This window comes from Bradyrhizobium sp. USDA 4472 (assembly GCF_054058595.1).
The window spans coordinates 7,485,466-7,500,273 of record NZ_JBSSAM010000001.1; the positions used below are offsets into that span (position 1 = coordinate 7,485,466).

13 protein-coding genes and 1 pseudogene are annotated in these 14,808 nt (G+C 65.1%); 13 read left to right on the forward strand and 1 reads right to left on the reverse strand.

The window, feature by feature from the left end:
• Positions 1-128: 128 nt before the first annotated feature.
• On the reverse strand, positions 129-1,748 hold the full coding sequence (locus ACVWZ4_RS35335; protein ID WP_456734546.1) for a helicase HerA-like domain-containing protein: 1,620 nt from the start codon (positions 1,746-1,748) through the stop codon (positions 129-131).
• Between the two features lie 345 nt (positions 1,749-2,093).
• Here ACVWZ4_RS35335 and ACVWZ4_RS35340 point away from each other — a divergent pair, with 345 nt between their 5' ends.
• The 13 genes and pseudogenes from ACVWZ4_RS35340 (at position 2,094) to ACVWZ4_RS35400 (ending at position 14,737) form a co-directional block, all read left to right on the forward strand.
• Positions 2,094-2,459, forward strand: coding sequence for a DUF2267 domain-containing protein (locus ACVWZ4_RS35340; RefSeq protein ID WP_456702601.1), 366 nt, complete (start codon positions 2,094-2,096; stop codon positions 2,457-2,459).
• Positions 2,460-2,486: 27 nt separating this feature from the next.
• A complete protein-coding gene (locus ACVWZ4_RS35345; RefSeq protein ID WP_456702600.1) occupies positions 2,487-2,894 on the forward strand; it encodes a DUF4332 domain-containing protein in 408 nt (135 codons plus the stop codon).
• Between the two features lie 290 nt (positions 2,895-3,184).
• Positions 3,185-4,045, forward strand: a complete 861-nt coding sequence (gene folP, locus ACVWZ4_RS35350) for a dihydropteroate synthase (RefSeq protein WP_456702599.1) — start codon at positions 3,185-3,187, stop codon at positions 4,043-4,045.
• The gene (folB, locus tag ACVWZ4_RS35355; protein ID WP_456702598.1) at positions 4,042-4,410 is read left to right on the forward strand and encodes a dihydroneopterin aldolase; all 369 of its coding nucleotides are present in this window, start codon (positions 4,042-4,044) and stop codon (positions 4,408-4,410) included. The genes folP and folB overlap by 4 nt, the downstream gene beginning before the upstream one ends.
• A gap of 1 nt (position 4,411) precedes the next feature.
• Complete coding sequence (gene folK, locus ACVWZ4_RS35360) at positions 4,412-4,903, forward strand: 2-amino-4-hydroxy-6-hydroxymethyldihydropteridine diphosphokinase (protein ID WP_456739583.1); 492 nt, start codon at positions 4,412-4,414, stop codon at positions 4,901-4,903.
• Positions 4,904-4,984: 81 nt separating this feature from the next.
• A complete protein-coding gene (locus tag ACVWZ4_RS35365) occupies positions 4,985-6,856 on the forward strand; it encodes a methylmalonyl-CoA mutase family protein (RefSeq protein ID WP_456739584.1) in 1,872 nt (623 codons plus the stop codon).
• Positions 6,853-7,317, forward strand: coding sequence for a GFA family protein (locus ACVWZ4_RS35370; RefSeq protein ID WP_456702595.1), 465 nt, complete (start codon positions 6,853-6,855; stop codon positions 7,315-7,317). The genes ACVWZ4_RS35365 and ACVWZ4_RS35370 overlap by 4 nt, the downstream gene beginning before the upstream one ends.
• Before the next feature lie 16 nt (positions 7,318-7,333).
• On the forward strand, positions 7,334-9,490 hold the full coding sequence (gene scpA / locus ACVWZ4_RS35375; protein ID WP_456734544.1) for a methylmalonyl-CoA mutase: 2,157 nt from the start codon (positions 7,334-7,336) through the stop codon (positions 9,488-9,490).
• 227 nt (positions 9,491-9,717) lie between these two features.
• Entirely contained in the window at positions 9,718-10,479 is a 762-nt protein-coding gene (locus ACVWZ4_RS35380; protein ID WP_456790515.1) for an RsiV family protein, read from the forward strand.
• Between the two features lie 113 nt (positions 10,480-10,592).
• Positions 10,593-11,578 (forward strand): annotated as a pseudogene (locus ACVWZ4_RS35385) (tripartite tricarboxylate transporter substrate binding protein).
• 54 nt (positions 11,579-11,632) lie between these two features.
• Positions 11,633-12,622: a methylmalonyl Co-A mutase-associated GTPase MeaB gene (gene meaB, locus ACVWZ4_RS35390; RefSeq protein WP_456702593.1), complete on the forward strand. Its 990-nt coding sequence runs from the start codon at positions 11,633-11,635 to the stop codon at positions 12,620-12,622.
• A complete protein-coding gene (locus tag ACVWZ4_RS35395) occupies positions 12,619-13,281 on the forward strand; it encodes a pyroglutamyl-peptidase I family protein (protein WP_456739587.1) in 663 nt (220 codons plus the stop codon). The genes meaB and ACVWZ4_RS35395 overlap by 4 nt, the downstream gene beginning before the upstream one ends.
• A gap of 85 nt (positions 13,282-13,366) precedes the next feature.
• On the forward strand, positions 13,367-14,737 hold the full coding sequence (locus ACVWZ4_RS35400; protein ID WP_456739588.1) for a TIGR03808 family TAT-translocated repetitive protein: 1,371 nt from the start codon (positions 13,367-13,369) through the stop codon (positions 14,735-14,737).
• Positions 14,738-14,808: the final 71 nt, after the last annotated feature.

Sequence of the window (14,808 nt, forward strand, 5' to 3'; positions counted from 1 at the left end):
ATCTGCGGCCGGGGGAAACGTCGGTATATGTCCAGACAGACACATGCCGCAAGTGCGCACTTCCTCCCGTACGCCGCGAGGTGAGCGGCGACGGCGCGGAAAGCCGTTTCAAGGATTCCCTCGGCTGCCTACCTTCGCAGCAGGCCGCCCAGCGCACCGCGGACGAGCGCGCGGCCGACCGAGCCGCCGAGCTGGCCGCCGACCGATTTGCCGAGATCGGCCACGACGCCGCCGACCACCTTGTCGGTGACCGTACGCGTGACGTCGCGCGCGATGCGCTGTCCCGTCGTCAGCCGGTTGCGCCCGGTATTGGTGCCGAAGACGGTGCCCACGATCGAGCCGATCTGGCCGAGGATGCCGCCGCTTCCGCCTGCCTGAGCGTCGGCCGGCGCCGCGGTGCCCGCGATCCGTTTCTGGATAATCTCATACGCCGACTCGGCATCGACAGCGGTATCGTATTTGCCCTTCACCGGGCTCGCATCCATGATCGCCTTGCGCTCCTCCGGGCTGATCGGCCCGATGCGGGCCGAAGGCGGGCGGATCATGACACGCTCGACCATCGCCGGCGTGCCGTTGCCTTCGAGGAACGACACCAGCGCCTCGCCCTTGCCGAGCTCCATGATCACCTTGGCGGTATCGAGCTTCGGGTTGGGCCGGAAGGTCTGGGCGGCGGCGGCGACCGCCTTCTGGTCGCGCGGGGTAAAGGCGCGCAACGCATGCTGGACCCGGTTTCCCATCTGCCCGAGCACGCGGTCCGGCACGTCGATCGGGTTTTGCGTGACGAAATAGACGCCGACGCCCTTGGATCGGATCAGGCGAACCACCTGCTCGATCTTGTCCATCAGCGCCTTCGGCGCGTCGTTGAACAAGAGATGCGCCTCGTCGAAGAAGAACACCAGCTTGGGCTTGGGCAGGTCGCCGGCCTCGGGCAGTTCCTCGAACAGCTCTGACAGCATCCATAGCAGGAACGTCGCGTAAAGCCGCGGGCTCTGCATCAGCTTGTCGGCAACGAGGATGTTGACCATACCGCGGCCGTCGCGGTCGGTCTTCATGAAGTCGTTCAGGGTCAGCGCCGGCTCGCCAAAAAATTTGGTGCCGCCCTGGTTCTCCAGCACGAGCAACTGGCGCTGGATGGTGCCGACGGTCGCCTTGGTGACGTTGCCGAAGCCCTGGGCTGCCTTGCGGATCGGCGCGAGCGGATCCTCCTCCGCGTCCGGCCCCTTCTTGCCGCTGTCAGGCACGATGGCATCGAGCAGCGCTCGCAGATCCTTCATGTCGATCAGGGCGAGGCCATTATCGTCGGCGACGCGGAAGGCGACGTTGAGCACGCCTTCCTGCACGTCGTTGAGATCGAGCATGCGGGCGAGCAACAGCGGCCCCATCTCGGTGATGGTGGCCCGCACCGGATGGCCCTGCTCGCCAAACACGTCCCAGAACACGGTCGAGAATTGGTCCGGCTGGAAATTCAGCCCCATCTCGGTGGCACGCTTGATGATGAAATCCCTTGCCTGCCCGACCTCGGAGATGCCGGAGAGGTCGCCCTTGATGTCGGCGGCGAACACCGGAACACCGGCGCGCGCAAATCCTTCCGCCATCACCTGCAGCGTGACCGTCTTGCCCGTTCCAGTCGCGCCGGTGACGAGGCCATGGCGATTGGCGAGTGCCAGCGTCAGCCAGGCCTGCTCGTCTCCCTTGCCGACGAAGATCTTGTCGTCGGTATCGCCGAGCTTATTGTCCTGCGCCGTCATCAGTTTCTCTATGGTTGTTTCGCGGATCGAAACTCGAGCCCGCCAGTTCCGTAGTCTACCGCATGTCGCAGGGCGATTGAAACCGCTCAAAAACCGCGTTGACATCAAGACTTTGTCGGAGACACCGCGCGCGGTATGCGTCGAAAGTCGGAGCGATACATTCGCCTCGCGGCAACTTTGCAACCATTTCTTCTTCGATCTTGCATTGCTGCAACACCTTTCCCGTATTCGAGAATGAATCGGAACGTAGCGCGCGTTCATCGCTTGAATTTCACATCGCACCGGCTCAAGATCATTTTTCGAAGATAATCTCCGGCATGTGAACCGGCTGAGGGGCAGGCCCATATGGACGAGCTGATCGGACGGCTGGCGACAAGCGCCAGTATAGATAGTGCTGTCGCTGAAAAGACCGTCGGCATTATCCTGGGATTCCTCCGCAGCGAAGGTCCCTCCGACAGCGTGCAGGCCTTGATCGACCAGATCCCTGGTGCAGAAGGCGCGATCGAAGCGTCCACCAGCGGCGGCGGACTGTCGCGGCTGATGGGCGGCGGTCTGATGGCGGTCGGCACGCGCCTGATGGGACTTGGTCTCGGCATGTCCGACATTCAGAACGTGGCCCGTGAACTTTTCCGCTATGGCCGAGACAAAGTCGGAGCGGATCACATGGGCAAGATCATTGCAGGGACGCCAGGCCTTAGCCAGTTCGCCTGAAGCTGTCGTCATTTCACGCCGAGTACCATGACATATCCCATCTCCGAGATTCAGGGCCTGCCGGCCTTTGCTGCCAACAAATTGAAGGCGCAGGGAATCCGCACCACCGACGCGCTGCTGGAAGCCGCAAGCACCGCCAAGGGACGCAAGGCGCTCGCGGCCAGCACCGGCATCAGCGAGCAGCAGCTCCTCGAGTGGGCCAACGTCTCCGACTACATGCGGATTCCCGGCATGGGCCGGGCCAAGATCGGCCTGGTCCGCGCCGCCGGCGTGACCACCGTGCGCGAGCTCGCCTATCGGAATCCGGCAAGGCTGGCTCAGAGCATGCGCGAGGCCAACGACCGGAAGAAGCTCGTCCGCATTCTTCCTTCCGAGAAGTCGGTCGGCGACATCATCGCCAAGGCCAAGAAGCTGCCGCCGAAGATTACCTATTGATCGTAGCGCCGTCTTGATCCGACATCCCGCGCAACCGCGAAGCGGGTGTCGCTGGAGGTGCGATTGGCGCGATGCGATGCATCGCGCCGCCGGGAGCGTCGCACGATGCGCGGCCGCCGCTACATCTGCACGGAGAGAGCCGCGCGTCGTCCTTCGAGGCTCGCCGAAGAGGCTCGGACCTCCAGCGACAATGACTTCGTCATTGCGCGGGGCTGGCGCTACGGCGTGGCATCGGCTCAGCCGCCGATCCCGTCTTGACTCCCCCTCTCTGACCGCGCAAAGCCACCCGCATGAACGCCTCGCCCTCCCCATCCGTCCCGCCGGCCGGCTCGGCCGGGCCGGATGCGCTACGGACGCTCGTGGGCCGGCCTCTGCCGGTGCTGATGGGCGTGCTCAACGTGACGCCGGACTCCTTTTCCGATGGCGGCGATTTCGTCGCGCCGGATCAGGCTCTGGCGCGGGCGCGGGCAATGATCGAGGCCGGGGTCGACATCATCGATATCGGCGCTGAATCCACCCGCCCTTACAAAGGCGCCAAGCCGGTGACGGTAGCGGACGAGCTGGCCCGGCTGAAACCGGTGCTGGCTGAAATCGTGGCGCTCGGCGTGCCGGTTTCGATCGACAGCATGAAGGCGGAGGTTACAGCCTTCGCGCTCGACCAGGGTGTGGCCATCGCCAACGACGTCTGGGGGTTGCAGCGCGACACCGACATGGCGCCGCTGGTCGCAGCGCGAGGTGTGCCTGTCATCGTCATGCACAATCGCGACAGTGCGGACCCTGCGATCGATATCGTGGCCGACATGAAGGCGTTCTTCCTGCGCTCGCTCGATATCGCCGCCAAGGCCGGCATCGCGCGCGACAAGATCGTGCTGGATCCCGGCATCGGCTTCGGCAAGACCCCCGAGCAGAGCATGATCGCACTTGCACGGCTCCAGGAGCTGGACATGTTCGGCCTGCCGGTCCTGGTCGGCGCCTCGCGCAAGCGTTTCATCGCTTCGGTGTCGCCCTCGCAACCGAAGGAACGCCTCGCCGGCTCGATCGCCGCGCATCTGATCGCCGCGCAAAAGGGTGCTAGGATCATCCGGACCCATGACGTCGCCGAGACCTTGCAGGCCCTGCGGGTGGCGCACGCAATCGAGAGCAAGCAATGACCGATACGATCTTCGTCAGCGGCCTCTCGATCCATGCGCGCCATGGCGTGCTGGATCACGAAACCGAAGTCGGCCAGCGGTTTGTCATCGACCTCGAACTCTACACCGATCTGTCGGAGTCCTCGCGCAGCGACCGCCTCGCGGACACCGTTTCCTATGCCGATGTGGTGGCGACCACGACGGCGGCCTTCAAGAACACCAATTACAAGCTTCTCGAACGCGCGGCCGGCGCCGTCGCCGATGCGATCCTGTCGAACTTTCCGCGCATCCGCGCCGTGAAGATCACCGTGCACAAGCCGCATGCGCCGATCGCCGCGATCTTCGACGACGTCGGCGTCGTGCTGACGCGCTCGCGGCATCCCTGATATGGCAAGCGTGCTGATCGCACTGGGCGGCAATGTCGGCGATGTCCGCACGACCTTCGCCAAGGCGATCGCCCACATCTGCGGCATGGCGCAGGCAGCAGTGATCGCGCGCTCGTCGGATTACACGACGCCGCCCTGGGGCGATGAGGACCAGGATCCCTTCATCAATGCCTGTGTCGAGATCGAGACTGATCTCGATCCGCACGCGCTGTTGTTCGTGATGCAGAAGGTCGAGCAGAAATTCGGACGCGCGCGGAGCAAGGATCGGCGCTGGGGCCCGCGCACGCTCGATCTCGATATGATCGCCTATGACAATGTGTCGATGGCGAAGCCCGATCTGACCTTGCCGCATCCGCGGCTGTTCGAGCGCGCCTTCGTGCTGGTGCCGTTGGCCGAAATCGCGCCGGACCGCGTGATCTCAGGCATTCGTGTGCGTGACGGGCTCGCCAGCGTCTCGACGCAAGGCATTGAGCGGCTTTCGGATACCGGTTAACCAAAAACAACCGTTTGCAGGGGCGCTCCGCCGTGGCAATTTCGCCTGCGAATGTCGATACGTTTGGGAGCCCTTGGCCGTATGACCTCCGTGACCGACGATCTGCCGCTGGCGGCTGATTTTCCCAAGGCGACGGCTGACGACTGGCGCAAGCTGGTCGACGGCGTGTTGAAGGGCGGGCCGTTCGAGAAGCTGGTCGGCAAGACCTATGACGGATTGAAGATCGATCCACTTTATCCCCGCGCCAAGGACGTCGCGCCGGTGGTGGGACGGCCTGCAGCGGCGCCGTGGCAGATCGTCCAGCGGATCGATCATCCCGATGCAGGCATGGCCAATACGCAAGCGCTGACCGATCTCGAGAACGGTGCGACCGGGCTCGCGCTCGTGTTCGCCGGCGGCAGCGGCAGCCACGGTTTCGGCCTGGAACCGACGGCCGAGGCGATCGCGAAAGTCTTGAGGGACATTCACCTCGACGCCGGCATCGGCATCGAGCTCCAGGTCGGACCGCAATCGCGGATGGCCGCGATCCATATTGCGGAATATGTCAAGAGCACAGGCCTCGATCCCGCCGCCTGCAACATCCGCTTCGGACTCGATCCGCTCGCGGCCTGCGCGGTGTGGGGTCATAGCCCCTTCACCTGGGAGGAGATCACGCCCGCCGTCGCCGGCGCCATCAAGGGCCTTGCCGCGCTCGGCTTCAAAGGGCCGTTTGCCTCAGCCGACGGGCGCGTGATCCACGACGCCGGCGGCTCCGAGGTTCAGGAACTCGCCTTCGTGCTCGCCTGTGGCGTCGCTTATCTGCGTGTCATCGAAAGCGCGGGCATTCCGCTGGAGCAGGCGCAAGGCATGGTCTATGCGCGGCTGGCGGCCGACGCCGACCAGTTCCTGACCATGGCGAAGTTCCGCGCGCTGCGACTGCTCTGGGCACGCATCGAGGCCGCGTGTGGGCTCACGCCAAAACCGTTGTTCGTTGCGGCCGATACCGCCTGGCGCATGCTGACGCAGCGCGATCCCTATGTGAACATGCTGCGTGCAACGATCGCGACGTTTGCCGCAGGACTTGCCGGCGCCAATGCGGTCACCGTGCTGCCCCATACGCTGGCGCTTGGTCTGCCGGATCCGTTCGCGCGGCGCGTCGCGCGCAACACCCAGCTTCTGCTGCTCGAGGAAAGCAGCCTCGCCAAGGTCAGTGATCCCGCTGCCGGCGCGGGCGGCGTCGAGACACTGACTGCGCAGCTCTGCGACACCGCCTGGACGCTGTTCCAGGAGGCGGAGAAAGCCGGCGGCGCCTTCGCCGCGCTTCGGCAGGGGCTGTTCCAGGGCAAGGTCGCAGCCGCGCGAAACGCGCGCGACGCCAACATCGCCAAGCGCCGCGACGTGCTGACCGGCGCGAGCGAGTTTCCGAACCTGCATGAGAACGAGACGGCGGTGCTGAAGGCGACGCCGATCGCCCTCGCGCCTTACGGCGAGCCAAAATACAAGTTCGACGCACTTGCCCCGATCCGGCTGGCACAACCGTTCGAGGCGTTGCGCGATAAGTCCGACGCGATCCTGAAGGCGCACGGCGCACGGCCGAGCGTGTTCCTGGCCGCTCTCGGCACGCCTGCGGATTTCACCGCGCGCGCAACCTTTGCAAAAAGCTTCTTCGAGGCCGGCGGTATCCAGGCGATCGACAGCGAGGGTTTTGCCGATCCCGCCACGCTGGCTGCCGCCTTCAAGGCCTCCGGCGCCCCACTCGTCTGCCTTTGTTCCAGCGACAAGATCTATGCGGAACACGCCGAGGCCGCCGCCGGCGCCCTGCAAACCGCGGGGGCGCGACATATCTATCTGGCAGGCCGCCCCGCGGAAGCCGAGGCGGCCTTGCGTGCCGCCGGTGTCACCGGCTTCGTGTTTGCCGGCGGCGATGCGCTTGCCATGTTGCAGGACGCTTATTTGCGGATGGAGCAGGCATGACCGACGCGAGCAAACCCGTTCTCACCGGCGGCTGCCAATGCGGCGCAGTGCGCTTTGCGATCTCGGCCACGCCCAACCGGGTCTCGATCTGCCACTGTCGGATGTGCCAGAAAGCGAGCGGAGCGCCGTTCGCTTCTTTCGCCGACATCAACCGCACGGACTTCGTCTGGACAAAGGGAGAGCCGTCGTTCTTCCGCTCCTCCACGATCGCCGATCGCGGCTATTGCGCGGCTTGCGGCACGCCGCTGAGTTTTGGCCGCATCGACGGCGAGCGGATCGAGATCATGACCGGCGCTTTCGACCGGCCGGATCGCCTGGTGCCGACGCGTCAGTTCGGCACCGAGTCCCGCCTCGGCTGGGTGGTCGGCATCTCCAACCTGCCGAGCCAGACCACGCAGCAGAACTACGGGCCGGAGAAGATGGCGACCATCGTCAGCCACCAGCATCCGGACCATGATTGAGGATATGGTTGAAGCGATGAGCCGCATTCCTGATTTCGCTGATGTCGCGTTCGAGCGGACCGCAACCGTTGCGCCGTCGGGCAGCGCCGAGCCGTGGCTGACGCCCGAGGGCATTCTGGTAAAGCCTGTCTATGGCGAGGCTGATCTCGCCGGGCTCGATTTCCTCGAGACCTATCCGGGCATCGCGCCGTTCCTGCGCGGTCCTTACCCGACGATGTATGTCAACCAGCCCTGGACGGTCAGGCAATATGCCGGCTTCTCGACGGCGGAGGACTCCAACGCGTTTTATCGCCGCAACCTGGCTGCCGGTCAGAAGGGCCTCTCGGTCGCCTTCGATCTCGCCACGCATCGCGGCTATGACTCAGATCATCCGCGCGTCGGCGGCGACGTCGGCATGGCCGGCGTCGCCATCGATTCCATCTACGACATGCGCACGCTGTTTGCGGGCATTCCGCTCGACCAGATGAGCGTGTCCATGACCATGAACGGCGCGGTGCTGCCGATCCTCGCGCTGTACGTTGCCGCCGCCGAGGAACAGGGCGTGCCGCCGGAGAAGCTGTCGGGCACCATTCAGAACGACATTCTGAAGGAGTTCATGGTGCGCAACACGTACATTTATCCGCCCGCGCCCTCGATGCGGATCATCTCGGACATTTTTGCGTACACCTCGCAAAAGATGCCGAAGTACAATTCGATCTCGATCTCCGGCTATCACATGCAGGAGGCCGGCGCAACGCAGGACCTCGAGCTCGCCTATACGCTTGCCGACGGCGTCGAATATCTGCGCGCCGGGCTTGCCGCAGGGCTCGACGTCGACCGCTTTGCGCCGCGGCTGTCGTTCTTCTGGGCGATCGGCATGAACTTCTTCATGGAGGTGGCCAAGCTGCGCGCCGCACGGCTGCTCTGGGCGAAGCTCTTGAAGCCGTTCAACCCGAAAGACCCCCGCTCACTGTCGCTGCGCACGCATTCCCAGACCTCGGGCTGGTCGCTGACCGCCCAGGACGTGTTCAACAACGTGATGCGCACGACCGTTGAGGCGATGGCGGCCACGCAAGGCCACACCCAGTCGCTGCACACCAACGCGCTCGACGAAGCGCTGGCGCTGCCGACCGACTTCTCCGCGCGCATCGCCCGCAACACCCAGCTGTTCCTGCAGCAGGAGAGCGGCACCACCCGCATCATCGATCCCTGGGGCGGCTCGTATTACGTCGAGCGGCTGACGCGCGATCTTGCGGCCAAGGCCTGGAGCCACATCCAGGAGGTTGAGGAACTCGGCGGCATGGCAAAGGCCATTGAGGCCGGCGTGCCGAAGCTGCGCATCGAGGAGGCCTCGGCGAAGACCCAGGCGCGCATCGATGCCGGCAAGCAGGCGGTGATCGGCGTCAACAAGTACAAGCCTACGGATGAGGCGCCGATCGAGATCCTCAAGGTCGACAACACCAATGTGCGGCGCTTGCAGATCGACAAGCTGACGCGGCTCAAATCCGAGCGCAACCAGAAGGACGTCGATGCCGCGCTCGCTGCCCTGACGCGCTCGGCCGGCGAAGGCAAGGGCAATCTGCTCGCGCTCGCGATCGACGCGGCGCGCGCCAAGGCAACCGTCGGCGAGATTTCGGACGCGATGGAGAAGGTGTTCGGCCGCCACCGCGCCGAGATCAAATCCATCACCGGCGTCTACAAGCGGGAGGCGTCCAGCATGGGCAACCAGGTCGAGAAGGTTCAGGCGCTGATCGATGCGTTCGAGGAAGCAGAGGGCCGCCGTCCGCGCATCCTCGTCGCCAAGATCGGCCAGGACGGCCACGACCGCGGCCAGAAGGTGATCGCGTCCGCCTTTGCCGATATCGGCTTCGACGTCGACATCGGGCCGCTGTTCGCCACCGCCGATGAGGCGGCGCGGCAAGCGGTCGAGAACGACGTCCACATCCTCGGCGTCTCCTCGCTCGCGGCTGCGCACCTCACGGCCGTGCCGGAATTGAAAGCCGCGCTCAAAAAGCAGGGCCGCGAGGACATCATGATCATCGTCGGCGGCGTGGTCCCGCCGCAGGATTACGACGCGCTCTACGCGGCCGGCGCCGAAGCGATCTTCCCGCCCGGCACCGTGATCGCTGATGCCGCCGAGGAGCTGATCCGCAAGCTGAATGCCCGGCTCGGGCACAGCGAGGCGGCGGAGTAATTCCGCCGCCTTCAGGCTCCCAGCATCAAACCAGCAGGCGTGCTGTCGCGACAATCATCACGTCCTGGTGTGCGCGCTGCGCGTTCTGCGCTGGTTCATCTTGCGATCGTTGCGCTCAAGCAAACGTCCGTGCGCCTCGACGACGTTCGGATAGAGAGTTGATGGATACTGACGTGACGTATCATTGTGCAAACAGGCGAGCAGGGTTTTTCCCGCGCTCTGTCGCGATTCTTTCAGCTATCGCGACCATCGCGCTGGCCTCCCCCTCCCTCGCGGCCGACGCCAAGCCTGACGCACTCGTCAAGAACAGGAACATCGAAGCCCGCGTCTTCCTCGACGACAAGATCAAGGCGGATGCCGCGCTCGCTGCCGATTGCCTGGCCGAAGGCAAGAAGTGGCTCGACAAGAACGCAGCCGACGCTGCCGCCTCGCGCAAGCAGGATCCGCAATTCTTCACGGCAGGTGGCTGGGATTTCGAGCGCAAATATTCGATCCGCTCCGTCGTTGCCGATCGCTATGTCAGCGTGCTGCGCGACGACTACATGGATACCCATGGCGCTCATCCCAACTCGGACGTGAACACGATTCTTTGGGACAAGTCCGAGAGCAAGCGGATCTCGATCCGGCCGTTCTTCGCCGAGACTGCAGACAACGGCCCAACCCTGAAGGCGATGGCAAAGGCCATCATCGCCTCACTGAAAATCGAGAAGAAGAAGCGCGACGGCAGCGACACCGCGACCACTGAATGGTTCAAGGCCGTCGAGCCGAGCCTGTCCAAGATCGGCGCGGTGACGCTCGCGCCCTCGACCGAACCGGACAAGAGCTCCGGTCTTACGTTTCACTACCCGCCCTATGCCGTCGGCCCCTATGCCGAGGGGCAATATGTCGCGTTCGTTCCGTGGCAGACTTTGAAGCCCTATCTCGCGCCGGAAGGCGCACGCATTTTCGGCGGAGCGCGGCCCAAAGCCGACGCTGACGAGCAACACTAGGGAAACCATTGCTTACCGCGCCGCGGGACGGCCGCTTGCGACATCAGCGCAAAACTGCGTAGCTTATTGCATTGACACGAGCCCGATTCCCGAGGGCGCCGCCGGAACTATTGATGCCAGGAATCACCCGCCGCGTTTTTGCGGCTTCTTCGGTGGCTGCCGCCACGTCCGCTGTTCTCCCGCGTGCACGCGCACAATCCTATCCGGCGCGGCCGGTGAGCCTGATCGTGCCCTGGGGCGCGGGTGGCGGCTCGGACGCGACGGCGCGCATGATCGCGACGCTGCTGGAGAAGGAACTCGGCCAGCCGTTCAACGTCGTCAACCGCATCGGCGGGTCCGGCGTCATCGGCCACGCCGAGATCGCAACCGCCCCGCCCGATGGCTACACGATCGGCATGCTGACCGTGGAAATCGCGATGCTGCATTGGCAGGCCGCGACGCATCTGACACCGCGGAATTTTGAACCGCTGGCGATGATGAATGAAGATCCGCCAGGCATCCAGGTGTCCACCTCCTCGCCATACAAGACGGCGAAGGAGCTCATGGAGGCCATGAGACTGGCGCCGCAGGGACGCTTCAAGGCGTCAGGAACCGGACAAGGCGGCATCTGGCATCTTGCGCTGGTCGGCTGGATGCAGGCGATGGGACTGCCGGCCAACCAGGTCGCGTGGTCGCCGTCGAATGGCGCGGCAGCGGCGATGCAGGATCTCGTCACGGGCAGCCTCGATCTCACCACTTGCTCGGTGCCGGAGGCGCGCGCGACGATCGATGCCGGACAGGCGCGGAGCCTCGCGATCATGTCGCCGGCGCGCAATCCGATCTTCCCCGACGTCCCGACGCTGAAGGAGGCGCTGGGCGTCGACTACTCCACCAGTTCATGGCGCGGCATCGGGGGACCCAGGGGCTTGCCTCCCGACATCGCCACCAGCCTGACCCAGCCTTGAAGAAGGTATACGACTCCGCCGCATTCAAGGACTTCATGACCGGACGCGGTTTCGGCGCCGTCTGGCGCGATGCCGGCCAGTTCGCGACCTTCATGGACCAGGCGGATCGCCGGATGGGACGGGCCATGAAGGCGGCCGGCTTTGCCAAAGCCTGATTTACCAGGTCTGGGGGCCCTCGCCCGCCCGCTTCCGCCGTTGTAAAGCAGGGCATGGCTGAGAAGAAGACGTCGCTTGATATCACCGCCCTCGCCCGCGACTTGCGCGCCGGCCATCGTGCGGCGCTGGCGCGCGCCATCACGCTCGTGGAGAGCCGGCGCGGCGATCACCAGGCGCAGGCGCGCGAGCTGGTGCAGATGCTGCTGCCCGATACCGGCAAGGCATTTCGCGTCGGCATCACGGGTTCGCCCGGTGTCGGCAAATCCACCACCATCGATGTGCTCGGGAGCTACCTGATCGAACGGGGCAACAAGGTTGCGGTGCTTGCGGTCGATCCCTCCTCGGCACGCAGCGGCGGCTCGATCCTCGGCGACAAGACGCGGATGGCGCGACTCGCGGCGTCCCGCGATGCCTTCATCCGCCCCTCGCCGTCATCAGGCACCCTCGGCGGTGTCGCGGCCAAGACGCGCGAGGCGATGCTTCTGTGCGAAGCGGCCGGCTTCGACGTCGTGCTGGTGGAAACCGTCGGCATCGGCCAGTCCGAGACCGCGGTCTGCGACATGACTGATTTCTTCCTGGCCCTGATGCTGCCGGGCGGCGGCGACGAGTTGCAAGGCATCAAGAAGGGCCTTGTCGAGCTCGCCGACATGATCGCGATCAACAAGGCCGACGGCGACAACGTCAAGCGCGCCAACATCACGGCCGCGGATTACCGCGGCGCGCTGCATATTCTGAGCCCCCGATCCGCGCATTGGCATCCCCCTGTCGAGACGTATTCGGCGCTGACCGGCGACGGCATCGCAAAGCTCTGGCAGAAGGTTCTGGATCACCGCACGGCGATGAATGCCTCCGGCGAGTTCGCCGCGCGCCGGCGCGACCAGCAGGTGAAATGGATGTGGTCGATGCTGGAAAGCCGCATGCTGTCGCGGTTGCGGAGCGAGGCGTCGGTGCGCACCAGGGTCAAAAAGATCGAGGCGGAAGTCGCCGACGGCCATCTCACCCCGGCGCTCGCCGCCGAGCGGATTCTGGAGTTGCTGCAATGAGCGAAAAACTCCGCCTTCTCCTCACCGGCTTCGGGCCGTTTCCGGGCGCGCCGCACAATCCGACCCGGCCCCTGGTGACGCGGCTCGCGCAACTGCGCCGTCCCGCGCTCGATGACGTCGAGATTTTCAGCCATATCTTTCCGGTGACCTACGCCGCAGTCGACCGCCAATTGCCTGATGTGCTGGCGCAGGTGAAGCCGGATGCGCTGTTGATGTTCGGCCTCGCCGCACGCACGCCTTACCTGCGCATCGAGAGCCGCGCGCGTAACGCCGTCACCATGCTGTGGCCCGATGCCGCCAACACGCGGTCGAGCAAGCGCGGCATCGCTGGTCATGCCGACGCCATGACGTTCGGTCCGCATACGGCAAGGCTGCTGCGCGCCGCGCGCCTCACTGGCATCGATGCGCGGCCCTCGCGCGATGCCGGCGCCTATCTTTGCAATTACCTGAGCTGGCGCGCGATCGAGAATGTGAAGGCAGGCGGCCCGAGGCTGGCGGCATTCATCCACATTCCGCTGCTTGCCCGCAGCGGCGCAGTGCGGCGCAAGGGCGCGCCCCGGATCACGCTCGAGGAACTGGTGGATGCCGGCGAAGCGATGTTGATGGAGATGGTGTACTTGGCCCGCAAGGAACGCACATTCGGTTGCGTAAACATTTAACCCTACCACGAACAATCCTCACGGCTTCCTCCGCCCTGCGCTACCTAACTCTCGCGGACATCCCGCGTCCGCCGAAGGACGCATCATGGACCTCAGCCGCCGCCATCTCATTGGAGCTTCGACCGCCGGCGTGGCCGGCGCGCTCGCGATGCCGGTCGACGCCGCGCGCGCCGCGCCGCTGACGTCCTTGCTCGGCCGCGATGCCACCCAATACGGCGTGCGCCCCGGCAGCAGCGAGGACCAGACCCGCGCGCTCCAGAGGGCCATCGACGAAGCCTCGCGCGGACGGATGCCTCTTGCTCTGCCTCCCGGTGTCTATCGCACTGGCCTGTTGCGGCTGCCTGATGGAGCGCAACTGATCGGCGTGCGCGGCGCGACGAAACTCGTCTTCACCGGGGGAGCATCTGCGATACAGAGCGACGGCGCGGACGCGATCGGCCTCACTGGCATTACCTTCGAAGGAGCCGGCATTCCACTGCCGACCCGGCGCGGGCTGATCCATGTCCTGGGCGGCCGCGATGTCCGTATCACCGATTGCGAGATCACCGGCTCCGGCGGCAGCGGCATCTGGCTCGAGCAGGTGTCGGGCGAAATCGCCGGCAACATCTTCACCGACATCGCGGTGACTGCCGTGGTCTCGTTCGACGCAAAGGGTCTCAGCGTCTCCCGCAACACCATCGCCGGCACCAACGACAACGGCATCGAAATCCTGCGCACCGCAATCGGCGACGACGGCACTCTCGTCGCCGACAATCGCATCGAGGACATCAAGGCAGGCCCCGGCGGCTCCGGCCAGTATGGCAACGGCATCAACGCCTTTCGCGCGGCCAACGTCATCGTGCGCGGCAACCGCATCAGGAATTGCGACTACTCCGCGGTGCGCGGCAACTCGGCTTCGAACATCCACATATCAGGCAACAGCGTCAGCGACGTGCGCGAGGTCGCGCTCTATTCCGAGTTTTCGTTCGAGGCAGCAGTGATCGCCAACAACACGGTCGATGGCGCGGCCGTCGGCATCTCCGTCTGCAATTTCAACGAAGGCGGCCGCATCGCGGTGGTCCAGGGCAACATCATCCGCAATTTGATCCCGAAGCGGCCGATCGGCACGGCGCCGGATGACGATGCCGGCATCGGCATTTACGTCGAGGCCGACACGTCGGTCACAGGCAATGTGATCGAGAATGCGCCGTCCTACGGCATCGTCGCAGGCTGGGGCCAATATCTGCGCGACGTCGCGATCACGGGCAATGTGATCCGCAAGGCGCTCGCCGGCATCGGCGTCTCCGTCGCGCCGGGCGCCGGCGCCGCACTCGTCAACAACAACATGATCTCGGAAACCCCACGCGGCGCCGTCGTCGGCCTGGACCACGCGCGTGCCGTGACCTCGGACCTGTCGGCGGACGGCGCGCAGCGTTTTACGCAGGTGATGATCGGCGGCAACGCGGTGCGACAGTAGCGCCGCGTTGGCAGTCGGGCCGTGCATCCTTCGAGGCTCTCCATGGGACGCGTTGCGTCCCATGCTTCGCA

Excerpts from the sequence above, each read along its gene's own strand:
- ACVWZ4_RS35365 (WP_456739584.1), top strand. The coding sequence starts at position 4,985 with ATGACCTCCGTGACCGACGATCTGCCGCTGGCGGCTGATTTTCCCAAG.
- scpA (WP_456734544.1), top strand. The coding sequence starts at position 7,334 with ATGAGCCGCATTCCTGATTTCGCTGATGTCGCGTTCGAGCGGACCGCA.
- ACVWZ4_RS35400 (WP_456739588.1), top strand. The coding sequence starts at position 13,367 with ATGGACCTCAGCCGCCGCCATCTCATTGGAGCTTCGACCGCCGGCGTG.
- ACVWZ4_RS35345 (WP_456702600.1), top strand. The coding sequence starts at position 2,487 with ATGACATATCCCATCTCCGAGATTCAGGGCCTGCCGGCCTTTGCTGCC.
- ACVWZ4_RS35335 (WP_456734546.1), bottom strand. The coding sequence starts at position 1,748 with ATGACGGCGCAGGACAATAAGCTCGGCGATACCGACGACAAGATCTTC.
- ACVWZ4_RS35370 (WP_456702595.1), top strand. The coding sequence starts at position 6,853 with ATGACCGACGCGAGCAAACCCGTTCTCACCGGCGGCTGCCAATGCGGC.
- folB (WP_456702598.1), top strand. The coding sequence starts at position 4,042 with ATGACCGATACGATCTTCGTCAGCGGCCTCTCGATCCATGCGCGCCAT.
- ACVWZ4_RS35395 (WP_456739587.1), top strand. The coding sequence starts at position 12,619 with ATGAGCGAAAAACTCCGCCTTCTCCTCACCGGCTTCGGGCCGTTTCCG.
- folP (WP_456702599.1), top strand. The coding sequence starts at position 3,185 with ATGAACGCCTCGCCCTCCCCATCCGTCCCGCCGGCCGGCTCGGCCGGG.
- folK (WP_456739583.1), top strand. The coding sequence starts at position 4,412 with ATGGCAAGCGTGCTGATCGCACTGGGCGGCAATGTCGGCGATGTCCGC.
- ACVWZ4_RS35340 (WP_456702601.1), top strand. The coding sequence starts at position 2,094 with ATGGACGAGCTGATCGGACGGCTGGCGACAAGCGCCAGTATAGATAGT.
- meaB (WP_456702593.1), top strand. The coding sequence starts at position 11,633 with ATGGCTGAGAAGAAGACGTCGCTTGATATCACCGCCCTCGCCCGCGAC.